The following is a 23,344-nucleotide window of genomic DNA, read 5'->3' on the forward strand; positions in this document are numbered from 1 at the left end:
GGGCGGGTGGGTATATCTCTCCGCCCGTTCCTTGCATAGGGAGCTCGGGGCCCGAGGCCCGGAGCTCGGCGCTCGGAGCCCGGGGCTGATCGCCCCGTTAGCCGGACACGGATGTCGCTCCCCACTGAGAGATTCGGACGATCAGTGCGGTGGCTGCCGCGACACCACGGGAGCGTACAGCGAAGCCCGCACGGGCCAAGCAAGCTCAGCAGATGAACCCTACTGGCCCATTCCTGACTCAAGGAATCGACTTATCTCGGCCAATCCGGTTGACCATTCAGAGATGCGGTCCCCGTCTTCATTGACCGCGTGGCGCGCGCCCATGAAATTCTCGGGTTCCTCGGGATCGAATCTACCGTCCAGCTCGTCGAGAAATATGATTGAGTTCCGCACGTAGACATCTTCCCCGCTTCGATAGAGTGGCCAGCAGAAGATGAAATTGCTGTTTTCCGGGCCGGTGATCGAAGAGGTCACACAGGAGATGGAATTCTAGTTGAGGCCGATTCCGAGGTTATACGAATTCTACACTCGGATGAAATTCATGGACGCCAGCTGGGAGCTCGCAGAGAATTTCGGAGTTCATGTCCCCCGCAAGAACGGATGACAAGAAATCTGCACACGTCATCGCGAAACGTTCCCATTCAGGACCGCGACCTTCGTTTACCATGACAGTCCATGCGTCAGGTCCCTGTCCGGGGCGAACGAGCCAAAAGAGATACTCGCCGTTCTCGGTGCAGGCCCATGGGATGAGACGGCTTCCTTCCTCTTCCAGCTCTGTGGGTTTGTCCTCACCAGTTTCCCAAAGCCACTCAAATGCTTCAGCGCGTTCTTTGCCCGCGATGATCAGGTCGTAGCCGCTGTTCGCGCATCCAGGTTCCAGCAGCCAGATGCAGCGGTCGAACTCCCCTCCGCCGTAGGTGTCGACGAGTTCTTTGTAATCTTTCGGCAGAGTCGATCCGATTTGGCTTTCGATGAGAGGCCAGTTCTTCTGTTCGGGAACTGAGGGGGAGGGGAGGAAATGGATCAGTCGTGAAATGGATGGGTGCGTAGACACTCAGCGACCACCTTGACTCATGGACCGAGGAAACATCCGCGTGCTCGCATCCGCGCCCTGCAAGGCTGACAGGATTTCTCGGATCTGCGCTTCGTTCGGCGCGTTGACCGATTCTCCCCTGATGTCGTTCATGAAGTAGGGCATGGGTGACGGTTGGAGTCTCCTCGCTGAGGAATTCGAACGGGCAATAGCCCAGTTCACCGTAATGCCGCGCCGGTGCTGGCCGACTATGAGTTGCTGTTAGGAATAGTACTCTTCGTTTGCCACAAGGATGGATGTGAAGTACAGGGGAAGACCGTCGGGTTCGCGAGGGACTTCCTGTCCGGTGTCACGCGTGAAGGCCAGAGTGACATCCGGGATTACGGCATTCTCAGGATCCGATTCGTCGACCCTGCGCCCTCGCTCGGCTTGCTGTCGCAACACCTCGCGGGCTGGAGTGCGGAAGAGATCGATACCGTCAAGGAGGACCCGAACGTCCGGCTCATCTCCATCAAATCGCCATAGCTCAATTGCGGTCAGGGTCTCGCCGTCTTCAAGGTGCGCGACGATGTCCAGGCTGTGATAGTCCACCCGCAGTTTGACGGTGGATGTGTGAGCATGGGGGCCGGATGTTTTCGGAGTGCCCCACATGGAGATTGCGTTCAGGGCCTGCTCGTATCCCATTCCGATCTGGAGCGGGGAAACTCCGTTCGGAGGGTCGATGGCGAAATCCATTGGCGACATAGGCGGCGGCCGGAGGCTCCTTGCTGAGGAATTTGGATGACTAGTTCGGTCGCTCCTGTGAAGTCACGGGAGCGTACCGTCAAGCCACTGAGTTTGCACCGTGCGCCTCCCGCCCGCCGGCGGCCAGCGCCCGGTGCCAGCGGTTCACCGATATCCGGGTCGCCCGCGCCCGAAAACGCCGGTCCACTTCGCGGTCGCCGACCCCGGCCTCGATCAAGTCGGCCGCGGCGAAGCGCACCCGCTCACGACGGGTTCGCTCCTCAGCAGTCAGCCCGCCACGATCGGAATACCTCATACCTCCGGCATAGCGAACCCGCCGTCAACCGTCACCAGCTCCCGAGAACTCCCACCATTAAATGATCTCTAGCGGGGTCACGAAACGCTAGGGAATGCCCAAAATTTCCATCATGCGTTCTCGGATTTTGTCACTGAAATCAGTCACTTCCTGTCGATTTTCTCCCAACTCAGCGGCCCTGTCGATTTGCCATTCCGAGAAGATCGGAGCGAACCACGTTAGTCTCACGAAATCCGGGTGCAGCGCCTCGTCTTCGGTGATCTCAATTCTTTCTAGCAGCTTAATATAATTATCGGCGAGCACTGGGTCGAATGTACCATTTCGCAATTTACCGAGCGGTCCCAGCTCGCCATCCCAAGCGAGATCTAGGGCTTCCAGAATTTCTGGGTCAGAATGTTTCATGGCCAGTATCCAATAACCGCTTCGGGCAGTAGGTGCTATTGGGGTTCAAGCGTAGCGCGCACTGCCAATAGTTCCTCTGCCATTTCGTTTACGTCCAGGTATGGCATTCCGGCCCCCGGGCGGTATAGGGATACTGCCTCAGCCAGACTCTCAAAGACATCTGTTTCCAGGAAATCCTTGATAAGTAGCGCTTCGATTTCACCAATCATCCGCATGGATGCATCCTGCCTGGTCAGGAATTTGTCAATCAATTCCAAGAGTTTTTCCTGTGGGTTCATGGGAGATCTACCTCCTTGGGAATCATTGCCGTCACGACATGATTGGGGTTTCTTCCGCTGACTACCACGAACGGCTTGCCGGCAAGAGGGGGGTCTCTGATCTGGATGGTATCCCGCGCGGCTTCATATTTTACTTTTGTTTCATTGTTAAGTATATGATCGATTACGTTGAGATTCGTGGGCGGGTGTCCAGGGCCGCTGCCCGCTACACGTTCTGCGGCGTGGGCAGATAGGGTCCGGCCTTGGAGAGGCGTCAAACTCTGGGTAGACGCTCAGGGACCACCCTGACTCGTGGACCGGGGAGACATCCGCGTGCTCGCTATCCGCGTCCTGCAAGGCTGACAGGATTTCTCGGATCTGCGCTTCGTTCGGCGCGTTGACCGATTATCCCCTGATGTTGTTCATGAAGTAGGACACGGATGGCGCTCCCCACTGAGAGATTCGGACGATCAGTTCGGTCGAGGCCGCGATGCCACGGGGATCCTACGGCGAAGCCCGCGCGGCCTTACTGGCATATGTCGTCGGAACGGAGCCGTGTGTGCACCCTGTCCAGTGTCACCGCATCAGGTCACTCGACCGATATGCCGCAGTACTTGCCACCAAGGATCATCAGCCTCCGCGCTTGTGAATGAGAGGTATCCGTCACCGAAAGCCTTTCCACGCACAAAACTGTCCAACCCATCCTCCAGCGACTCAAAAATCTCGCTCTGCCACCAGAGGGCGCCCATGTCCCGAAACCCCCAGACAGAAGAATCCGTACGTCGGATGAACAGAGGGTCATCATTGACCTTACCGAAACAGAACCACTCCTCGCGCCCAAGCTGGACAGGCGTACCCTCCGTCGGGTCTGCATAAAACTGCATATCGCCAACGGTTTTTGCGTCAAAGACGACGATGCGGCCGAAGATGGCACCGTTCGCCAGTTTGAGGAAATCTACGTAATCCCTCGGAGCGCCTGGCACCGGACCCCCTTTGCCTCCCTCCGGCACGTCATTCATCATGGACCACTCAGCCTCCTGCGGCAGTGCGGCTCGGGCAGCAGTCAGGAGTCGGTGGAGTTCAGGGCGTGCCGGTGAACTCACGTTCCCCATCGGCCGGGTGGTCCGGGTCCGTGGCTCGGGTGACGTTCCCCGTTTCGTCGTAGGCGTAGGTCTCGCTCCGTCCATGCGCGGTGACGCGGCGGGTGTTGTTGAGATCGAAACGGCGGGTTCCTGAGGCGCGCTCGCGGATCTCGGTGGTATTGCGTGCGGGCCTGTGCTCCACGGAGAGAAGAGGAATTCAGTCGATCTCGTAGGGCGAAAATTCTAGCTCGTCGGAGGGAAAATCATCCGGAAACAACGAGACGGTAAATTCCCCAGTCAGGACGGATCGAAGAAAACTCGCCGTCCCTCCCATGAACTCGACCCAGTCGGAGTCTCGGGCCGAATTTACCGTCACGGTCCAAGAGTCTGGGTTATTGGTTTCGGTAATTCGCCAGTAGCAGACATCGCCATTATCTGTTCGGGCAAATGACAGGAGTTCCGGTTCCGGTTGAAGTGTGTAGGGGATTGGCTCCCCCTCTTCTTGAAGCTTCCTCAGTGCCAAAATGGAACGATCGGCCTGGGTTTTCAGATCAATCGCGAGCGCTGGGTATGCTGGCTGATAGACGTAGATGAAGTCGTCAAACACGCCGGGGCCATACGCCTCCACGACCTCTTTGTAGTCTCGCGGCAGGCCGTGTCCCAGTTCCCGTTCGATGGCGGTCCAGTCCACTGCGGCGTCGCGCTCGCTGGGGGGTGTTACTACTTTGAGAAGTTGCTCTACAGTCATTACGGCTCCCCATTGGGGATGCTGACGGATAGATGGAAACCGCCGGAACCCGTAGCCTCCAGCGTGACACCTCGGGGAGCACCGGTGGCCCCATTGTAGATGGGCGTGACAGAGTAGCTCACGGTTTCTCCTGAATCCAATGCATTGTATACGCGGGTTTCAAATCCGCGCATGATCGGGGTGTTAACTGGATTCTTTATCAAGCTCTCGAAGAGGTCACACAGGAGACGGAATTCTAGTTGAGGCCGATTTCGAGGTCAGACAAATTCTCCACTCGGATGAAATTCATGGACGGCAGCTGGGAGCTCGCAGAGAATTTCGGAGTTCATATCCCCCGTAAGAACGGATGACAATAAATCTGCACACGTCATCGCGAAACGTTCCCATTCAGGACCGCGACCTTCGTTTACCATGACAGTCCATGCGTCAGGTCCCTGTCCGGGGCGAACGAGCCAAAAGAGAACCAGGTTCCAGCAGCCAGATGCAGCGGTCGAACTCCCCTCCGCCGTAGGTGTCGACGAGTTCTTTGTAATCTTTCGGCAGAGTCGATCCGATTTGGCTTTCGATGAGAGGCCAGTTCTTCTGTTCGGGAACTGAGGGGGAGGGGAGGAAATGGATCAGTCGTGAAATGGATGGGTGCGTAGACACTCAGCGACCACCGTGACTCATGGACCGAGGAAATATCCGCGTGCTCGCTATCCGCGTCCTGCAAGGCTGACAGGATTTCTCGGATCTGCGCCTCGTTCGGCGCGTTGACCGATTCTCCCCTGATGTCGTTCATGAAGTAGGACATGGATGACGGCCAGCGGCTCCCCACTGAGGAATTCGGACGACCGGTGCGGTCGCGCCCGCGAAGTCACGGGTACGCACCCGCCCTGTACTACAGCCTCAGATCTGAGGCTGTAGTACAGGGCCTATAGAGTAAATGTTATGCGCTCAGCCGAGCCAGGCAAGCGGGTCCTCTTCATCGGCACCCGTTTCACTGACGGTAGTAAATGTCACGGGAACGCCCAAAGTGTGGAGATCGGACAAGGTTTCGGGGGACAGGCGGAGCCTGTCCCCCTTTTGAACTGTCCCGGAGATATCTACGTGGACCGTGTGACCGGACTCCAATAGGTCGCGAAACCTATCCAGTCGCCCAGTAAGACATTCTGCCAAGGAGTGGACCTGTTCCCTAGCGTCTTCGGAGAACCGTTCATCGAATGTCAACGCCCACCAGTTCGGCCCGGCGTAAAAGCCGAATCCCTCACCGGTGGGGACTCCATCGCTCAGCGGAACATCCAAGGTCTGGCTGACGTGGTCCGCAGCGATCCGATTTTTCGTAACAATGAGAGACGTGGTGAGCGAAGACCACGACCATGGTGTTTCAGGCATAACATTCCTCACCTCTCCTGGAGTGTCGCAGGCTCAGCGGTCACTGAGGCTCGGTTGGATTTCGAGCGGAATGTTAAGGTCTGAGATCCTCTTGATTTCCTCACTGGAAAAATTGAGAATCGCATCGTTGCTGGAGTATCCATGCACAGCGAGGAAAACTTCACAGCCGCTGGCCTCCAATGACAGGATCTCCTTCCGCTTACTTTCTGCAGCAGTAAGGATGGCGGCCAACTGCTCCGAGAAGACCCGTGACGTATGTTCATCGCTTTGCATGCGCCATTGCCCATCGGAGTCCCCGTCTGGATCCCAGCGATCAGGTCCGGGCTGCCGGGTATTGGTAGGAGTCAGCGCCAGCTGGCGAGTTACGGCGTCGGGGGCAAGGTCGGGGCTCTTGATAACGAGAGAAACATCCGTCAATACCCATGTGCGGGGTTCGTGGCCATCGATGCTCACAAACATCTCCTCGGTACGAGTCTTCGTGCACGACGCAAAACTCTATCACTTAAGTTCACGACATGCAGCCCAGTGAACATTTCCCATATCGAGTTTGAGAAGATCGCCGAGATATGTACGTTTGGCGACTGTGGTCGAATTTTCATAAACAGTGAATCCCCCAGCACCCGTGGACTCAGGAGGGGCCAGCGTATAGTTGGGGATACTGTCGCCCGGGTGGAACGTTTCCAGGGCTGCGCCAGGATACGAACCACCTTCGACTGCCACGCCATTCAATCCTGGGATTCTTTCTCCATGCGGGACATAGAACGAAATCGTTGAACCTGGCGGGACAGTCAACTCGCCCGCGCCGACCTCGATATAACCATGGCCGGCCAGCACGGATTCCCCATCCGCCCGCCCGCCTGAGATCACCCTGCTCGCATAATAACGTCCGTCATCGTCAGGCCAACGGCGTGACGAAATTTGAGGATTACTATCGGAAACAGCTTTCTTGATCTGTTCGAACGCCGGCATGTCGGTCCCTGAGCCTCGACTTGCCATTGGACCGAAGGGCGCATTCTTCAAAAGGGGAGAGCGCCCAAGGTTCCCGAAGCTCGTGGGCACACCCTTGAGCATCTTGACCGTACCGCCCGCATGGGCAATGTCGTCCGCAAAGCTGCTGGCACCTCCGAGGGCTCCGCCGAGGGCACCGCCGAAGATCATGCCCTCGGCTAGTGCCATGACCGGCAACGTTCACCGGGTTTGATGAGGCGCCGCTCGTGGCCGGCGGTATCGGTTGGCTTTACCTCTCCGAAACAGACGCTCGGCAGAATCCGCAGCATGAAGATCGAACAGGTTCTTTGGGCGGATCCGGATGCTGCTGCGCTGCGTGCACGGCAGCGAGCTGAGATTGCCGCGAGATACCGGACCCCGGACAGCGAACCCGGGACGTCGCCGTCGGAAGCGGACATCGCGGCGTTCTTCGTGGCTCGCGAGGAGGACGGCACCGCTGTGGGGTGCGGAGGGCTTCGCCGCCTCGAAGAAGGGGTCGGTGAGGTCAAGCGCATGTATGTCGCCCCGGCCTGGCGCGGCTCGGGCATCGCGTTGTGTCTCCTGCGCGCGTTGGAGGACTGGGCGCGCGGGCAGGGGTGGACGAGTCTTCGGCTGGAGACCGGGGACTCCCAGCCCGATGCCGTCCGCTTCTACACGCGCTCCGGATACGATCGGATCCCGAATTTCGGGGTCTACGCCGACGTGGAGAGTTCCTTGTGCTTCGAGGGGCTACTCCAGCGAAGCCCCGAATGACAGCAGGTGGCACATCGCCGTGTGACGGCCGAAATGGGTCTTTCTGTGATCGGAATTGATCACCGGGTTGGGCGGTCAGGCTGCGGATAACAGCGGTCGGCCGCCCCATCGGATGCCTTTCTCGCTGCGGATCCGGGCACGCTCGCGGCGTTGGGCGGCCAGGACGTCGAGATGACGGGCGTTGGCATTGCGCCAGCGTAGATATCGATGCAGAGCGCGGGTCTGGACGGTGTGGTTGGGGTGGTGGGAGTTGGCCAGGGTGAACTGCCGCAGTGGCCCGAAGTGGGCTTCGATCGGGTCGGCCCAGGAGGCGTTGGTCGGGGTGAAGCACAGCTCGACCCGGTTCTTTCGGGCCCATCGGCGGATCTTGGTGCCCTTGTGGGCGGAGAGGTTGTCCATGATGACGTAGATCGGGGCGCCGTCCGGGCGCGCGGCGCGGATCGACTTGAGCGCGGCCAGGGAGTTGACCGCGCCCTTGTGGCGCCGGTTGACGCCCCACAGGGTGTCGTCGCCGATGGAGTAGCAGCCGTGGAAGTAGGTGACGCCGTGGGTGCGGTGATAGGTCGCGGGGACTCGGTCGGGCCGTCCCCGCGCGGCCCAGCAGGACCCGCCGGTGGGGCGGATGCCCAGCGGTCCGAACTCGTCGAACGCGAAGGTGCGGTTGGGGAAGTGTTCCAGGACGTGTTCGATCCGGTCGAGTTTGGCATCCCGGTCCGGGTCGGTGGACTCTTTCCACGTCTTGGTGCGTTGGAAGGCGACCCTGCGGCGGGACAGGAGGGTCCGTAAGGCTTCGCGGCTGATCCGGATCGCCCGGCCGTGGGCTTTGCGCAGGTAGGCGGCGAGTTTGCGGATGGACCAGCGGGTGAAGGGCTGCCCGAGTCTGACCGGGCGGGTGGTGGCCGTCTGGACCACGAGCCCCAACCCGGCGAACCTATGCGGTCACAGCACTAGCGCCTGGTTGGCGAGGTCGAAGCGGAAGCCGTCTTTTTGGAGGCCGGTGCCCATCTGGAGGGGCTGGACGACGGCGAGGTTGAGGCTGACGGATTCGACGCCGCCGAAGAAGGCGCCGACCAGGACTCCGGCGCCGATGCGGGCCGCTGTGGTGCTCAGGGCGACGCCTGCGGCAGCGGCGGTGTCGATCATGAGGGTGGTGGCGGTGACGGCGGCTCCGGCGGCGAGGCCGCCGGTGAGGGCGGTCAGGGCGATGCCGGCCGCGATGGCGGCTGCGGAGATCCACAGTTGCGTGTCGATGGTGTCTTTGGCGTCGGCGATCGCGTCCGCGAGCTTGTCGCAGCCGTCGGCCATGTCCCGGGCGGAGCCCTCCAGGTCCTGGAGCCAGCCTTTGTCGCCGTGTTGGTAGCGGTGCCAGAACGCGTCGAAGGCCTCGATGGCCTCGCCCTTGTTGTTGTGGATGAGGGCGGCGGCCTTGCGGTTGCTGGCGGCGCGGACGTCGTCGACGGCGTCCGCGTAGGTCCGCCAGGCGTCGGCGGCTTGGCGGAGTTTGTGCTCGTCGCCGTCGGGCCACCACATGCCCACGCTCTCGACGAGCCATTCCTTGGCCTCTTCGAAGGCCCCCATCAGGGGGCGTCCTTACGCCCGTCCTTACGCCCGTCCTTACGCCCGTCCTTGCGGCCGTCCTTGCGGAACATCGCCTTGATGAGCTCTTCGTTCTCGATGTGCCCGTCCGCCATGTCGCTCAGCGCGGTGTGGATGCTGGCCAGTCCCTCCACCAGGATCGCCGTTGAGTCCTCGATGCTGGCGCGGTTTTTGACGTATTTATTACCGAACTTGGTCATGATGCTCGCCTCACCGCCCCAGGGCGCGCCGAGGCCGTCCAGCGTCCCCTTCAGCGTGTCCGCCGCTGTGCGCAGCTTCTCGCTCTGCGTGTGGAAGGCGGGAGCCGACGCCTTGAGGTCGGCGGTGTCGATATCGAGAATCTTGCCGGGTGTCTTGCCGGGCTCCGCCACGTACTGCTCCCCGTACCGCTGCCGATGTCGATGCCGATGCCGATGTCGATGTCGATGTCGATCATGCGACAGTAACTGACCGGTGGTCAGCGGCTATGGGGGTGGGGTGGGGCCTTTGCGGGAGGCGCTTGCGCCCAAGGCTGCGAGCCGCCGACGCGGGGTCGGCGGCTCGGCGTGCGGGCGTGCGGGCGCTGTGGGTCAGGCGGCCGGGTGTGCTGCGGCGAAGGTGGCGAAGGCTGCCCAGGCGGCCGGGGGGAGGGCCAGGGTCGGGCCGTCGGGGACCTTGGAGTCGCGGACGTGGACGGCGGCGGGGTGGGCTGACACTTCGAGGCAGTTACCGCCTTCGCCGGTGCTGTAGCTGGACTTGCTCCAGTCGCAGGCGACCTCGACGCAGTTGCCGCCTTCGCTACCGCTGTAGCTGGACTTCCGCCAGGCGTAGGCAATTTCTAGGCAGTTGCCGCCATCGCTGCCGCTATAGCTGGACTTGAACCATGCCAGGTCGTCGGGGCAGGGGGTGGCCAGTTCTTGGTTCATCGCTCTCCTAGCGCCCGGTCCAACAGGGTCTTGGTGTCTTCGGGGTTGAGGGCCTGCGTTCGCAGCATCGCATACCTCTGGGCAAGGATGCTGACCTCTCCGGGGTCCGAGATCAGCTGGCTACCGCGCTGCGTCTCGGCGTAAGCCAAGTGGTCGTGCTCGGAGGTCTCCAGCAGAACGAAGGGCCCGTCGAGCGCGGCATGGGTCCAGCGGCCGCAGGGCATGACCTGAAGCGAGAGGCCGGGGAGGTCCGCGCAGGTACGCAGGTGTTGCCGTTGCTCCTCGAACACTGCGGGGCCACCCAGGCGGTCCATCAGTACGGCCTCGGCGATGACGAAACTGATGGTCGGCCGTCCATCGCGGTGGAGGAGGCCCTGACGTTCGATTCGGTCGGTGACCTGGCGCTCGATTTCTCCCTCGCTGAGGATGGGAATCCTGCTGCGGAAGACTGCCCGTGCGTAACCCTCGGTCTGGAGCAGACCAGGGAGGACCTGATTCTCGTACGACGCCAGCGCGATCGCCTCCGCCTCCCGGTCCATGAACTCCGCCGCCCACACCGGAAAGCGATCCAGCTCCGGCAAGTTCGCCACCGCCACCGCGAGCGCCCCCTTGGTCTCCAGCGCGTTGTCCAGCTCCTCCGCGAGGTCCGGTTTGAGGGGGCGTCTGCCCTGTTCGATGGAGGCGATGGTCTCTTCGTGGACGCGGACCCGGTCGGCCAGTTCGCGTTGGGTGAGGTGGGCGACCTTGCGGAACAGGGCCAGTTGGGCTCCGATGAGGCGTACCGCCGATGCGTTCTTCCTCGGCTTCTTCCAGTTGTTCATAGCCGCCAACTCCCCACCCGAGTCCGTACATGACCGGAAACGTGCCCGTACGGAAAAACCGTACGGGTTCACGCCCTGGTTCAGGATAGTGACGGAGCGCGACGGTTGGCGGTATGAACCAGGACATCCAACGGCCCCTCTTTCGCGAGCGCTTCTACCCGCGGGAGCGGCGATCTGTGCCCGTCGCACGGGAGTTCGTACGGCAGGCGCTCACGGAGTGGGGCGTCGCGGGGCGTGCGGAGGATGTGTTGCTGTGCGTGAGTGAGCTGGCCACGAACGCGCTGCTGCACGGGGTGCCGCCGGGGCGGGGCTTCGGGGTGTGGGTGTGGCTGACGGGGGACGGGGCGCTGCGCGTCGAGGTGCATGACAGCGGTGACGGGTACCCGTGCGTCCCGGACGCCGGCGAGGGCTGGGACGAGTCGGGGCGGGGGCTGCTGCTCGTGGAGGCGTTGGCCGACAAGTGGGGGGTCGGCGAGCGGGAGCCGGGCAAGATCGTCTGGTGCGAGTTCGCGGGCGTGGGCCCCCCGCCGGGGGCGGAGCGGGGTGAGGCAGCTCGCGCTCGGCGCGTGCCGGGCGCGTGAGGCGGCCGGGACGACGGTGCGTCGTCCGCATGACGAGGTGCGTACCCGGCTCGGGCCGGCCGTCGGGCCGGCCGTCGGGCCGGTCGTCGGGCCGGTGTCGCTGACCGGCCGGTCGTCAGGAGCCGCGTCAGAACCCGCGTCAGAACCCGCGTCAGGAGCCGTGTCAGAAACCGCAGATGAGGGCCAGGACCATCGTGGTGGACGCGGCCAGTACGACGGTGGCCACCGCATCGGTGAGGTTGAAGCGGGTGGGATTGCGCACGGCTGCTCCTGGGAAGGGTGGGGCTGGACGGGTGGGGCCGGAACGTTGTGGCGTCGCAGGAACGCCGTGGTGTGGTCACAGCCTGCGGAGCGTCGTGTCCCGGCCGCAATGGCTCCCGGACCATTCGGGACGCTGGAACGCTTGCGCGTAATCTGACCTGGGAAGACGCCCCGTCCCTGGAACGCTTCCCTGGAACGCGTTGGTGGGACGGACGGCGAGGGGCGACTAGGGGGAGCGACATACGTGGCGACTGAGACCGAAGGCTTTGCCGCGCTGCTCAGGGAGCTGAAGAGCCGCTCGGGGCGCAGCTACGGCGTCCTGGCGGGCAAGCTGCATGTCAGTACGTCCACGCTTCACCGGTACTGCAACGGCGACGCGGTACCCACCGAGTACGCCCCCGTGGAACGGCTCGGGCGGCTGTGCGGGGCGAGTCCCGAGGAACTCGTCGGGCTGCACCGGCAGTGGATTCTCGCGGACGCGGCGCGACGCCGTAAGCCGGTGGGGGCGGCCGCCGAGCCCGCGCCGGAGCCAGTGCCGGAGCCCGTGCCGGAGCCTGCGGGGGTCGTCGACGAGCCCGTTCCGGAGCCCGTGGGTGCCAGCGACGAGCCCGTTCCGGAGCCCGTGGGTGCCAGCGACGAGCCCGTTCCCGAGCCCGTGGCAGTCGTCGTCCCCGAGGCCGGCCGTCGGACGTGGACGCGCGCGCGGCTCGCGCTCGCCACCGCCGCCGTGGTCGCCGTCGCCGTGCCCGCTGCCCTCGCGGTCGGCCATGCGGGCACGCCGTCGGGAGGCGAGAAGACTGTCGCGGGGGAGACGGCCGCACCGGCGCACGCCCCGCAGGCGGCGAGTGGTTCCGCCAGCGGTGGGCCCAGGTCGAAGGGCACCGGGAAGTCCAAGGGCGCTGCGACGTCCGGGGCGTCCGGTTCCGCCGCGTCCGCTTCCTCAGCTTCCTCGGCCGACGGCGGGGGGAAGGGGAAGGGGGAGAAGGAGGGGGACGGGAAGAGCAGCGCCGGCACGCCCGGTTCCGGCGGCTCCGGTGGAGGAGCGGGCGCAGCGCCGCTCGGCGTCGATCTGCAGCCGAACTCGTGGCAGGACCGCTGCTCGCAGTTCTATCTGCTGGACCAGGCACCCTCCGCCGTGCCGCCGCCGCCCGCCGAGCAGGACACCCGCGCATGGGCGCGGGCCCTGCATGGGGTGCCCGGCGGGGCCATGCAGATGGAGCTGGCCGTGCAGGGCAGGACCGATCAGGCCGTGGTCCTGCGGGCGTTGTACATACGGGTGGTGGGGAGCACCGCGCCGCTCAAGGGGGCGGCCTACTCGATGGGGGGCGGGTGCGGCGGTGGGCTGACGCCCGCGTCGTTCGATGTGGATCTCGACGCCGGCCGGCCGCTGGCCCGAGCGGTCGCCGGCGAGCAGGAGGGCCGGAGGATTCCGCCGACCACGTTCCCGTACAAGGTCTCGGCGACCGATCCCGAAGTGCTGAACGTCTACGCGCACACCGACGGCCACACCGTCAGCTGGTACCTGGAGCTGGAGTGGAGCACCGGGGACCGGCACGGGACGGTGCGGGTCGACGACCACGGGAAGCCGTTCCGTACGAGCGGGATGAACGGGGTGAGCGGGACGAAGGGGCACGCGCTCTATGACTACCGGCCGGACGAGAGCGCCTGGAAGCTGCGCGATACGACGGGATACGAACTGACGCCCTGACGCTGAGCGGTCCCGAGCCCAGGCACTGAGCGGTCCCGAGCCCCAGCGCTGCCCGGTCCCGAGCCCCGGCGCCGACCGGCCCGGCCCAGATATGCCGAACGGCCTCGACCCGGCGTCGGGTCGAGGCCGCGCGGCTTGCGGACGGACTACACGCTTACGGACGGACTACAGCTGCGCAGGCGTCCGGATGCCCAGCAGAGCCATGCCCTGCTGGAGCGTGCGGGCGGTCAGCTCGCAGAAGAAGAGGCGGTTCTCCACCAGCTCCGGCGGGTTCTCCTCCTTGAGCACCGGGCACTGGTCGTAGAACGTGGTGTACGCCGAGGCCAGCGAGTAGACGTACGAGGCGAGCTTGTGCGGCTCGTACGTCTCGCCGACCGAGGCGAGGGTGTCGGCGAACTCGTCCAGGCGGAAGCCCAGCGCGCGCTCGGCGGGGCTGAGCGGCAGCTCCGGGTGGGCCTTGGGCTTGCGGTCGCCCGCCTTGCGCAGGATCGACTGGATGCGGGCGTACGCGTACTGGAGGTACACGCTGGTGTCGCCGGTGAGCGACACCATCCGGTCCAGGTCGAAGATGTAGTCGCGGCCCAGCGAGGTGGACAGGTCCGCGTACTTCACCGCGCCGACGCCCAACTGGGCGGCCTGCTCCAGGATTTCTTCCTCGGTCAGGCCGCCGTCCGACTTCTCCCGGACGACCGCCGCCGCCCGCTCGACCGCCTCGTCGAGCAGGTCGACCAGCCGGACCGTCGTGCCCTCACGGGTCTTGAACGGCTTGCCGTCCTTGCCGAGGACGGTGCCGAAGGCGAGCTGCTTCGCGGTGTTCTCGGGCAGCCAGCCGGCCCGGCGGGCGGTCTCGAAGACCATCTTGAAGTGCAGCGCCTGCCGGGCGTCCACGACGTAGAGCAGGGTGTCGGCCTTGAGGACACCGATCCGGTCGCGGATCGCGGCCAGGTCGGTCGCCGCGTAGCCGTAGCCGCCGTTGGTCTTCTGCACGATGAGCGGGGTCGGGTTGCCGTCCGGGCCCAGGACGTCGTCGAAGAAGACGCAGAGCGCGCCGTTGGAGCGGACCGCGACCCCGGACTCCTCCAGCTCCTGGCAGACGGTCGCGAGGTCGTCGTTGTACGCGCTCTCGCCGACGACGTCCGCGTCCCGGATCTCGACGTCGAGCTGGTGGTAGACGGCCTGGAAGTAGATCTTCGACTCGTCGACGATCTTGTGCCAGAGGGCGCGCGTCCCGGCCTCCCCGGCCTGGAGCTCCACGACGCGGTCCCGGGCACGCGTCTTGAACTCCTCGTCGGAGTCGAAGATGGCGCGGGACGCCTTGTAGACGCGGTTGAGCCTGGCCATGGCCGCTTCGCCGACCTCGGCGTCGACCTCGGCGTCGGGGGCCGAGCCGGGAGCGGCACCCGAGCCCGCCGATCCCGAACCCGCCGGCCGCTGCGTGTCCGACTCGTGGTCCAGCTCGTGCGGGTGCTCGATCAGGTACTGGATGAGCATGCCGAACTGGGTGCCCCAGTCGCCGATGTGGTGCCGCCGGATGACCTTCTCGCCGCTGTGCTCCAGGATCTGGGTCACCGCGTCGCCGATGACCGTCGAGCGCAGGTGCCCGACGTGCATCTCCTTGGCCACGTTCGGCTGCGAGTAGTCGATCACCGTGGTGCCCGGGTGCTCCGCGTACGGCACGCCGAGCCGGTCGTCGGCGGCGCGGGCCGCGAGCGTGGCGGTGATCGCGGAGTCGGCGACGGTGATGTTCAGGAAGCCGGGGCCGGAGACCTCGATGTCCGCGATCACGTCACCCGCCGCGCCCGTGCCGAGCCCGGCCACGACCGTGGCCGCCAGCTCCCGCGGGTTGCCCTTCAGCTTCTTCGCGAGCCCCAGCACTCCGTTGGCCTGGAAATCCGCTCGGTCGCTCCGTCGCAGCAGCGGGTCGGCGGCGCCGGCCTCCGGCAGTGCGGCCGAGAGGGCGTCCGCGATGCGCTGATGGACCGTAGCGGCGAGGGAGGGAACCGAAGCCATGGGATCTGAGCCGTTCCGTCGGTGTGGCGGGTATGGGGAAAGCGGCCAGTATCCCATGCACCCCGATGCGCGCGGCCACCCCTTTTCCCTCTGAGAGACTGGGACGGTCCAGCTTTTGAGGAAGGAAGTGCCGATCGTGGGTCAGAGCACCGAGGCCGACTGGGTCTCCCGTTTCGCGGACGAGGTCATCGCCGAGGCGGAGCGTCGAGCGCCCGGCAAAACCATCGTCTGCGCTTCGGGCCTCAGCCCCTCCGGCCCGATCCACCTCGGCAACCTGCGCGAGGTCATGACCCCGCACCTGGTCGCCGATGAGATCAAGCGCCGCGGATACGACTGCGAACACATCCTGTCGTGGGACGACTACGACCGGTTCCGCAAGGTCCCGGACGGGGTGGACCCGTCCTGGTCCGAGCACCTGGGCAAGCCGCTGACCGCCGTCCCCGCGCCTCCCGGCAGCGTGTACGGCAGCTGGGCCGAGCACTTCAAGGCCCCGATGGTCGCCGCGCTGGCCGAGCTGGGCGTGGAGTACCGCGGCATCAGCCAGACCGAGCAGTACACCTCCGGCGTCTACCGCGAGCAGGTGCTGTTCGCGATGCGCGAGCGGGCCCGGATCGACGCGGTGCTGGACCGGTACCGCACCAAGGCCAAGCCCGCGGAGGACGGCGCCGCGCCGGCCGCCAAGGGCAGGAAGCCGCAGCAGCAGAAGGGCAAGGTCGACGAGGCCGACGTCGCCGCAGCCGAGGCCGCGGCCGAGGGCTCCGGCGCGGCGAACGAGGACGACGGCAGCACGAGCGGCGCGGGCTACTTCCCGTACAAGCCGTACTGCTCGGTCTGCGAGCGCGACCTGACGACCGTCACCTCGTACGTCGACGAGACCACCGAGCTCGCGTACACCTGCGTGTGCGGGCACGCCGAGACGGTGCTGCTCTCCCAGCACGACAGCGGCAAGCTGGTCTGGAAGGTCGACTGGCCGATGCGCTGGGCGTACGAGGGCGTCGTCTTCGAGCCCTCCGGCGTCGACCATTCCTCGCCCGGCTCGTCCTTCGTGGTCGGCGGGCAGATCGTCAAGGAGGTCTTCGGCGGCGAGCAGCCCATCGGGCCGATGTACGCCTTCGTCGGCATCAGCGGCATGGCGAAGATGTCCTCGTCCAAGGGCGGCGTGCCGACCCCGGCCGACGCGCTCCAGATCATGGAAGCGCCGCTGCTGCGCTGGCTCTACGCCCGCCGCCGGCCGAACCAGTCGTTCAAGATCGCCTTCGACCAGGAGATCCAGCGGCTGTACGACGAGTGGGACGCCCTCGCGCGCAAGATCGCCGACGGCACGGTGCAGGACGCCGACGCCGCCGCGTACGACCGCGCCTCGCGCACCGCCGCCGGACCGCTGCCGGTCACGCCGCGCCCGCTCTCGTACCGGACGCTCGCCTCCGTCGTGGACATCACCACCGGCGACGACGAGCAGACGCTCCGCATCCTGCGCGACCTCGACCCGGCCGACCCGATCACCTCGCTGGACCAGGCGCGGCCCCGGCTCGACCGCGCCCAGACCTGGATCACCACCCAGGTCCCGGCCGACCAGCGCACCCGGGTGCGCGAAGAGCCGGACACCGGGACGCTGGCCGCGCTCGGCGACACCGAGCGCGAGTCGCTGCGGCTGCTGGTCGACGGGCTCGACGAGCACTGGTCGCTGGACGGGCTGACGACGCTCGTCTACGGCGTCCCGAAGCTCCAGGCCGGCTTCGCGGCCGACGCCAAGCCGACGCCCGAGCTGAAGGCGGCGCAGCGGTCGTTCTTCGCGCTGCTCTACCAACTGCTGGTCGGCCGCGACACCGGGCCGCGACTGCCCACGCTGCTGCTCGCGGTGGGGGCGGAGCGGGTGCGGAAGCTGCTGGGGGCTTGAGGTCGCCAGCCTGCTGACGGGCTGAGCGGGCTGCGGGCTGCGGCCGCTACGTACGGATTGGGCCCGGCCGGGTACGTACCGGCCGGGCCCGACGTATGGGTGGGCCCGACGTATGGCCGGGCCTGATGAATGGGTGGGCGTGCTGCGGGGGCCCGAGGCGAGGGCCAGGACGACCCTCGCGGCCGTCCGGCCGTCAGACCGCTGGGTCCCGTACGGCGGCGGCCGGCGGCGGGGGCGTCGTCGCCAGGTGGGCGACGCCGGAGCGCACCGCCCAGCCGAAGATGCCCAGCGCGACCGCCGCGACGGCCAGCGTGTCGTAGGGCGCGGGCAGTTGCCCCGAGCCCTCGAAGCTGCCGAGCCAGGACAGCACGGTCAGCGCGGTGAGGTGGACGACCAGCCACGCGCCGCTGCGCAGCTCCCTGAGCAGCACCGCGCCCTTCTCAGCCCGCCGCAGGACGAGGAAGAGCGGCAGCCCCGCGAGCACCAGGGGCAGCGCGAGCCGCAGGTCGTGCCAGCCGGACCAGTACACGAACTCGCTGGCCACCACGAAGCTGACCGGCGCGATCCAGCGCACTCCGGGCACCCGGCCGGACCGGTCCTCCGCCCCCTTCACCGCCCCCTTCACCGCATCCTGCTCCGCCTTCTTCCCCGACTCCGTCGCGCCCGACGCCTCGGACCGCTGCCGGTCGTAGGCGCGGAAGACGGCGACGGCGACGGCCGAGGCCGCGTAGATCATCAGGTACATGTCGCCCATGACGCTGACGATGCTCTGCCAGCCGCCGAACGGCAGCAGGAAGATGACGATCACCCCGAGGTTGAGCGCGAGCGCCCGGTGCGGGATGCCGTGCCGCAGATTGATCCGCATGAAGTAGCGGGGCAGCAGGCCGTTCTTGGCCAGCGCGTAGGTGTGGCGCGCGTCGATCGCGACGCCCACGTAGGCCGATCCGCCGGGGGAGAGCACCGCGTCGGCGTAGAGCACGCTGGCCAGCCAGTGCAGGTTGAGGATCAGCGCGAGCTGCCCGAACGGCGACTCGAAGTTGACTCCCTGCCAGCCGTGCCCGAGCAGCGATTCGGGCACCGTGAACAGGAACGCGAGCTGCAACGCGATGTAGACCAGCAGGGCCAGCCCGATGCCGGTGAGCACCGCCGCGGGCACGTTGCGGCGCGGCCGGCGCGCCTCGCCGGAGAAGTCCAGCGGCGCCTGGAATCCGTTGACCGAGTAGACGATGCCGCCCCCGGCCAGCGCGCTCAGGCAGGCCGCGTAGCCGTACGGCGCGAAGCCGCCGTGATCGGTGAGCCGTCCCGAATGCCAGCCGGAGGCGAACAGTGCGACGACGGTGATGACCGGCACCAGGATCTTGATCACGGTGACGACGTTGTTCAGCCGCGCGAAGAGGCGTACGGCGAACCAGTTGAGGATCGTCAGCACCACACTGAGCAGGGTGGCCAGCCCGAGCCCCGACACGCTGAGCGTGCCGCCGTTGTAGAGCCCCGGCAGGTAGTGCGCGGCGTACTGCATGATCGCGCTGATCTCCGCCGCCGTACCGCCCACCGAGAGCAGCACCGACCAGCCGATCATGGTGCCCACCAGGCGACCGCTCGCGTACAGCGGCCAGCGGACGGTGCCGCCGCCCTCCGGCCTGGTCGCGCCCAGCTCCACCATGACCAGCGCCACCAGGGCGCAGAGCACCCCCGCGCCGACCCAGGAGAGAAGGGAGGCGGGCCCGGCCAACTGGGCCGCGTACAGGGCGGCGAACAGCCAGCCGGAGCCGACGATGTTGGAGAAGCCGATGGCGGTCAGACCCCAGAAACCGAGATCGGGGCGCAGCCGGTGTTCTTCCGTGAGCGCGGCTTCGGTCAGCGCGGCCTCTGTCGCCACTGCCGAATCCGGGGTCGATGCGCTGGATGGGCCGGTGCCCTCGGGCGGCTGACGAGGCGACTCGCGGGGCGACTTTCGATCCGACACGTACTGGTCTCCTCGGCGTGGCCCCGGTCTGCTGCGGTGACCAGCGTGCCATGCGCCGGACGCACCCATTCCGGGGGGCGCGCCGCAGGTCAGGTCACGGTGCCTGCTCGGTGCCCATCTCCATGCGGTGGCGGTCGCGGAACTCGCGCATGAACTTGCGCAGGTAGCTCTCGCTGAGGAGTTGCCCCTTGGGGTTCGTCAGGCCGAACTGGTCGTGCAGGAAGCGGGACAGCTGCCGGGCGTCGGGGAAGTCGCCGTGCTGTGCGCAGTATTGGCGGAACGCGCCGAAGTAGACCTCGGCGGCGGAGGTGTTCTCCGGCAGCCGGGTCGTGTCCAGCTCGGAGTCGAGGTCGAATTCGGCCTCGGGACCGGCGGCCGGGGGCTGCTCCTGCGGGAGGTCGGACGCGGTCGAGCGCTGCTGGGGTACGAACGCGCCCGTGCCGGGCGTGTTCAGCTGGGAGTTGCCGAGCGGACGGTGCCGGCCGGGACCGACCGGGACGGTCAGCCGGGGGGCTGCCTCGTGCTCGGAGGCGTACGAGGCCGCGGGGGCGGCGGTGCGGGCGGGCTGCGCGCCTTCCGCTCCCGCCGTCGGCGTCGAGTGCCGGCCGCTGGAGATCGCGGGGCGCGCTTCCTGGGGGTGCGCTTCCTGGGGATTCGCGGAGCCGGGGTTTGCGGCGGCGGGGTCCGCGCTCACGGCCTCGATCTGCGGCGGGTGCTGGGTGTCGGACGCCTGCGGGCTCTGGGAAGTCTGCGAGGTGAGCGCTGCCTGCGGGGTCTGTGCCGCTTGTGCTGCCTGGGTTGCCTGGAGCGACGCCTGGAGTGCCTGCGGCGTCTGCACCGTGATGCCCGCCGCCGCCAGGCCCACCGCGCCGGTCTCGGCCAGGGACACCCCGTACTTCGCGAGCTTGAGCGGCATCAGCGACTCCACCGGAGCCTTGCGCCGCCACGCGCGGCCGTAGCGGGCGCGCAGCCTGGCGCGGTAGACGAGGCGGTCCTGCTCCAGCTTGATGACCTCGTCGTAGCTGCGCAGCTCCCACAGCTTCATCCGGCGCCAGAGCCGGAAGGTGGAGGGGAAGGCGAGCAGCCAGCGGGAGAGCCGGACGCCCTCCATGTGCTTGTCGGCGGTGATGTCCGCGATGCGGCCGATCGCGTGCCGGGCCGCCTCGACGGAGACCACGAACAGCACCGGGATGACCGCGTGCATGCCGACGCCGAGCGGGTCGGGCCAGGCCGCCGCGCCGTTGAAAGCGATGGTGGCGGCGGTCAGCAGCCACGCGGTCTGGCGGAGCAGCGGGAAGGGGATGCGGAACCAGGTCAGCAGCAGGTCGAGGGCCAGCAGGACGATGATCCCGGCGTCGATGCCGATCGGGAAGACGTTCGCGAAGGCGCCGAAGCCCTTCTCCCGCGCCAGGTCCCGTACGGCCGAGTAGGACCCGGCGAAGCCGATCGCGGCGATCACCACCGCACCGGCGACGACCACCCCGATCAATATTCGGTGGGTACGTGTCAACTCCGTCGCGGCCACGCCGCACTCCCTTTCCCGCTCCTGGCAATAAGAGGGGTCAGCGTGGCACATGAGTCAAGCGCGGTCCGCCGGGGGACGGCTGGGAGCGGTGGAGGAGTGGTGCGGGTGGTGTGGGAGCGGGGTGGGGCGGCTGCCTCTGGTACGGGAGGAGCCCGGCCCCGGGGCGTATGGGAGGAGCCCGGCCCCGGGGCGTACGCGGGGTCGGGCTCTCCTGGGTTCTGCTGTTCCGCCGCGCTGCTTGCCGCCCGCGCTACTTCTTCTTGTCGGCGTCGGACTTCTTCTTGTTGGCGTCGGCCACCGAGGCCACCGCCTCCTTGGCCGCCTTCTGGGTGTCCTTCATCATGTCGCCGCTGTCCGGGGCCTTCGCGTCCTCGAAGCCGGCGCCGTTGTAGTTGAGCGTGACGACGATGTTGGCGGTGCGGGTCACGACGGTCTGGTTCTTGTACTCCTCGCCGTCCTTCTTGAGGTCGTAGGTGACGGCCGTGGCCTCGTCGCCGGTGCCGTCGGCGTTGCTGTCCTTGATGTTCTTGGCGTCCTTCGAGGCCTTCGCGGCGGCGATCTGCTTCCCGTAGTAGTCCTTGGCGCGGGTGTCACCCGTGCCGAGCGCCGGGTCCGAGTCGAAGCGCTGGAGGGAGACGTCGAGCCAGCGGTACTGGAAGCCGTCGAGGCCGTTCCAGGAGCAACCGCCGCGCGCCGAGGTGTCGGAGGACTTGGCGGCGTCGCCCTTCGCGTCCTTCACCTTCGGGACGAGGTCCTTGACCGTCTTCTCGGCGAGTGCCGCGCAGGCGTCGGGCAGCTTGTTGAACTTCGCGGGCTTGAGCGCCGGCGCGGAGCTGGCCGGGGACTTCGAGGACTCGCTGGAGTCCTTCTTGTCCGAGTCGGAGGAGCAGCCGGCGACGAGCATCACCGGTACGGCTGCGCAGGCGAGGATTCGGGCGAGTCGCGTGGCTGTTCGGTGCATGGGTCCTTCGCTCATTGGTTGTCTCGGGGGCGGCCGTTCCGTCCGCGGGGCCGGTCCGTACCCGGTCCTGTCGGCACGGTACGCGGCCGATGGCGGCGGCCGGACGAATTGCGGCGGTACTCGCCGACTCATTCGCTTTAGTCGCTTTATTTGTCGTGGTGCTCGTTGTGGTATTCGTCGTGACGGTCGTCGTGTCGCTGGTCTCATTGGTCCCACCGGTGGCCCCGGCGGGGCTACTCGTCGAAGCGTCCCGCCAGTTCTCTGGCCAACCCCTGGGCCCTGCTCGGCAGGTACTCGCTCGGGGGCAGCAGTCCCGCTTCGGTGGACCACTGGGCGTACTCGATCTTCACGATGACGTTCGACGAGCGGAAGACGATGGAGATGTCGCGGTGCGCGCCGGCCTCCGCGGAGTCGCCGGCCAACTCGTCGTCCAGGAAGGCGGCGTCGCCGAGGTCCTCCAGCCGGCGGGGCGCGGTCTCGGGGCTCGGCGACTCGGGGTCGGACGCGGAGCCGGAGCTTGAATCGGAGCCGGAGCCGGAGCCGGAGCCGGAATCAGAGTCCGCGTCAGGCTTGGAGGCGCCCGGCTTGGAAGCGGACGGCGTGGCCACCGGGCTGCCGTCGCCCTTGGGCCCGCGCTTGTCCCCGGCCTTGTCCCCGGCCTTGTCCCCGGCCTTGTCCCCGGGCTCGGCTCCGGGCTCGGCTTCGGTCTTGCCGTCGCTCTTGCCCGCGTCCTTGCCCGTGCCCTTCTCGGCGGGGCTGTCGGTCTTGGCCCCGTCCGTGCTTCCCGCCGCCGGGTTTCCGCCCACCGGGGCGGAGGAATCGGGGATCTGCGCGGCCGTCTCCCTCTTGGCGTAGATGCGCTGCGCTTCGTCGTCGTCGCTCACCGCGGGGTTGTACGACACCACGCGCTCGAAGTCGACGTGGAGTTGACGCGTCCCCTCCGAGGTCTCCCGCTTCCAACGGCAGCCGACGCGCCGGTCGGTGTCGTAGGTGACGGTGGCCTGGCCCTCGAAGAGCTTCTCTTCTTTCTCGGCCGAGTCCTCGGCGTCGTCGCCCGCCTCGTCCGTCCGGTCGCCGTCGGCGGCGGGCAGCAGATTCCTGAGCGTGCCGCGGCTGACGGCCGCACACGGCTCGGGCAGCGTGCGGTACTTGCCGGGTTCGGCGGCGGTCGTCGTCGTGCCGCTGTCACCGGTCCGGGCGTCATCGCTCGCGTCGTTCGAGCTGGAGCCGCCGGAGCAACCCGTCAGCCCTGCCGCCATTCCCGCGGCGAGCACTGCGGCCAGCGCGGCACCTGGTACGTACGCCCTTCGCTGCACCGTCTCCGGCTCCTCTCGTACAAAAACTGGTTGCCGCCGTATAGCGACCGGTGGACACAATGTCTACCGCACGCACTACCGGTTCCGCCGGGTCGCCGTCCTGAATCCGATAGCTTGTGCGG

23 protein-coding genes and 2 pseudogenes are annotated in these 23,344 nt (G+C 66.5%); 4 read left to right on the plus strand and 21 right to left on the minus strand.

The genetic code is table 11. The features are described from left to right. Positions 1 to 219: 219 nt before the first annotated feature. From QMK28_RS11790 to QMK28_RS11835, 11 genes and pseudogenes are all read right to left on the minus strand, one after another. Positions 220 to 474, minus strand: a complete 255-nt coding sequence (locus QMK28_RS11790; RefSeq protein ID WP_326437039.1) for a hypothetical protein — start codon at positions 472 to 474, stop codon at positions 220 to 222. A gap of 37 nt (positions 475 to 511) precedes the next feature. Then, complete coding sequence (locus QMK28_RS11795) at positions 512 to 1,054, minus strand: SMI1/KNR4 family protein (protein ID WP_326437040.1); 543 nt, start codon at positions 1,052 to 1,054, stop codon at positions 512 to 514. A 240-nt stretch (positions 1,055 to 1,294) separates the two neighbouring features. After that, complete coding sequence (locus tag QMK28_RS11800) at positions 1,295 to 1,768, minus strand: hypothetical protein (protein ID WP_326437041.1); 474 nt, start codon at positions 1,766 to 1,768, stop codon at positions 1,295 to 1,297. A gap of 112 nt (positions 1,769 to 1,880) precedes the next feature. Beyond that, positions 1,881 to 2,072: pseudogene (locus QMK28_RS34240) on the minus strand (hypothetical protein); the annotation flags it as partial. A gap of 87 nt (positions 2,073 to 2,159) precedes the next feature. Continuing rightward, positions 2,160 to 2,474, minus strand: a complete 315-nt coding sequence (locus tag QMK28_RS11805; RefSeq protein WP_326437042.1) for a hypothetical protein — start codon at positions 2,472 to 2,474, stop codon at positions 2,160 to 2,162. A gap of 35 nt (positions 2,475 to 2,509) precedes the next feature. Further along, positions 2,510 to 2,752 (minus strand): hypothetical protein, encoded by a 243-nt coding sequence (locus QMK28_RS11810; protein WP_326437043.1) that lies wholly within the window; start codon positions 2,750 to 2,752, stop codon positions 2,510 to 2,512. A 563-nt stretch (positions 2,753 to 3,315) separates the two neighbouring features. Next, positions 3,316 to 3,753: a hypothetical protein gene (locus tag QMK28_RS11815; protein WP_326437044.1), complete on the minus strand. Its 438-nt coding sequence runs from the start codon at positions 3,751 to 3,753 to the stop codon at positions 3,316 to 3,318. Positions 3,754 to 3,811: 58 nt separating this feature from the next. Then, positions 3,812 to 4,015, minus strand: coding sequence for a hypothetical protein (locus tag QMK28_RS11820; protein ID WP_326437045.1), 204 nt, complete (start codon positions 4,013 to 4,015; stop codon positions 3,812 to 3,814). Positions 4,016 to 4,030: 15 nt separating this feature from the next. Next, positions 4,031 to 4,561 carry an SMI1/KNR4 family protein gene (locus tag QMK28_RS11825; RefSeq protein WP_326437046.1) on the minus strand — a complete coding sequence of 177 codons (531 nt, stop codon included), beginning with the start codon at positions 4,559 to 4,561 and terminating at the stop codon, positions 4,031 to 4,033. A 1,407-nt stretch (positions 4,562 to 5,968) separates the two neighbouring features. Next, positions 5,969 to 6,388, minus strand: coding sequence for a DUF4279 domain-containing protein (locus QMK28_RS11830; RefSeq protein ID WP_326437047.1), 420 nt, complete (start codon positions 6,386 to 6,388; stop codon positions 5,969 to 5,971). 45 nt (positions 6,389 to 6,433) lie between these two features. Further along, entirely contained in the window at positions 6,434 to 7,111 is a 678-nt protein-coding gene (locus QMK28_RS11835; protein ID WP_326437048.1) for a putative adhesin, read from the minus strand. Between the two features lie 99 nt (positions 7,112 to 7,210). Between QMK28_RS11835 and QMK28_RS11840 the strand changes: the two genes are divergently transcribed. Then, on the plus strand, positions 7,211 to 7,675 hold the full coding sequence (locus QMK28_RS11840) for a GNAT family N-acetyltransferase (protein WP_326437049.1): 465 nt from the start codon (positions 7,211 to 7,213) through the stop codon (positions 7,673 to 7,675). 75 nt (positions 7,676 to 7,750) lie between these two features. On the opposite strand, the pseudogene QMK28_RS11845 reads toward QMK28_RS11840, so the two are convergent. From QMK28_RS11845 to QMK28_RS11865, 5 genes and pseudogenes are all read right to left on the minus strand, one after another. Next, positions 7,751 to 8,587 (minus strand): annotated as a pseudogene (locus tag QMK28_RS11845) (IS630 family transposase); the annotation flags it as partial. Positions 8,588 to 8,614: 27 nt separating this feature from the next. Further along, positions 8,615 to 9,253, minus strand: coding sequence for a WXG100-like domain-containing protein (locus QMK28_RS11850; protein ID WP_326437050.1), 639 nt, complete (start codon positions 9,251 to 9,253; stop codon positions 8,615 to 8,617). Then, positions 9,253 to 9,642 (minus strand): WXG100 family type VII secretion target, encoded by a 390-nt coding sequence (locus tag QMK28_RS11855; RefSeq protein WP_326437051.1) that lies wholly within the window; start codon positions 9,640 to 9,642, stop codon positions 9,253 to 9,255. The genes QMK28_RS11850 and QMK28_RS11855 overlap by 1 nt, the downstream gene beginning before the upstream one ends. 198 nt (positions 9,643 to 9,840) lie before the next feature. Further along, complete coding sequence (locus QMK28_RS11860) at positions 9,841 to 10,176, minus strand: DUF397 domain-containing protein (RefSeq protein WP_326437052.1); 336 nt, start codon at positions 10,174 to 10,176, stop codon at positions 9,841 to 9,843. After that, complete coding sequence (locus QMK28_RS11865; protein WP_326437053.1) at positions 10,173 to 10,997, minus strand: helix-turn-helix domain-containing protein; 825 nt, start codon at positions 10,995 to 10,997, stop codon at positions 10,173 to 10,175. The genes QMK28_RS11860 and QMK28_RS11865 overlap by 4 nt, the downstream gene beginning before the upstream one ends. A gap of 113 nt (positions 10,998 to 11,110) precedes the next feature. Between QMK28_RS11865 and QMK28_RS11870 the strand changes: the two genes are divergently transcribed. Beyond that, positions 11,111 to 11,578, plus strand: a complete 468-nt coding sequence (locus QMK28_RS11870; protein ID WP_326437054.1) for an ATP-binding protein — start codon at positions 11,111 to 11,113, stop codon at positions 11,576 to 11,578. Between the two features lie 505 nt (positions 11,579 to 12,083). Next, a complete protein-coding gene (locus QMK28_RS11875; RefSeq protein WP_326437055.1) occupies positions 12,084 to 13,547 on the plus strand; it encodes a helix-turn-helix domain-containing protein in 1,464 nt (487 codons plus the stop codon). A gap of 165 nt (positions 13,548 to 13,712) precedes the next feature. On the opposite strand, the gene argS is transcribed toward QMK28_RS11875, so the two are convergent. Then, the gene (gene argS / locus QMK28_RS11880) at positions 13,713 to 15,557 is read right to left on the minus strand and encodes an arginine--tRNA ligase (protein ID WP_326437056.1); all 1,845 of its coding nucleotides are present in this window, start codon (positions 15,555 to 15,557) and stop codon (positions 13,713 to 13,715) included. 127 nt (positions 15,558 to 15,684) lie between these two features. On the opposite strand from argS, the gene lysS reads away from it, so the two are divergent. After that, positions 15,685 to 17,454, plus strand: a complete 1,770-nt coding sequence (gene lysS, locus QMK28_RS11885; protein ID WP_326437057.1) for a lysine--tRNA ligase — start codon at positions 15,685 to 15,687, stop codon at positions 17,452 to 17,454. A 193-nt stretch (positions 17,455 to 17,647) separates the two neighbouring features. Here lysS and QMK28_RS11890 read toward each other — a convergent pair whose 3' ends face one another. The 4 genes from QMK28_RS11890 to QMK28_RS11905 all read right to left on the minus strand — a co-directional run bounded on the left by QMK28_RS11890 (position 17,648) and on the right by QMK28_RS11905 (position 23,222). Continuing rightward, entirely contained in the window at positions 17,648 to 19,333 is a 1,686-nt protein-coding gene (locus QMK28_RS11890; RefSeq protein ID WP_326437058.1) for an APC family permease, read from the minus strand. 181 nt (positions 19,334 to 19,514) lie between these two features. Beyond that, on the minus strand, positions 19,515 to 20,945 hold the full coding sequence (locus tag QMK28_RS11895) for a DUF2637 domain-containing protein (protein ID WP_326437059.1): 1,431 nt from the start codon (positions 20,943 to 20,945) through the stop codon (positions 19,515 to 19,517). Positions 20,946 to 21,195: 250 nt separating this feature from the next. Further along, positions 21,196 to 21,906: a DUF3558 domain-containing protein gene (locus QMK28_RS11900; protein WP_326437060.1), complete on the minus strand. Its 711-nt coding sequence runs from the start codon at positions 21,904 to 21,906 to the stop codon at positions 21,196 to 21,198. Between the two features lie 233 nt (positions 21,907 to 22,139). Next, complete coding sequence (locus QMK28_RS11905) at positions 22,140 to 23,222, minus strand: hypothetical protein (protein WP_326437061.1); 1,083 nt, start codon at positions 23,220 to 23,222, stop codon at positions 22,140 to 22,142. Positions 23,223 to 23,344: the final 122 nt, after the last annotated feature.

It is taken from the genome of Streptomyces sp. H27-D2 (genome assembly GCF_035828615.1).
In the GTDB taxonomy this organism is placed as follows: Bacteria; Actinomycetota; Actinomycetes; order Streptomycetales; family Streptomycetaceae; genus Streptomyces.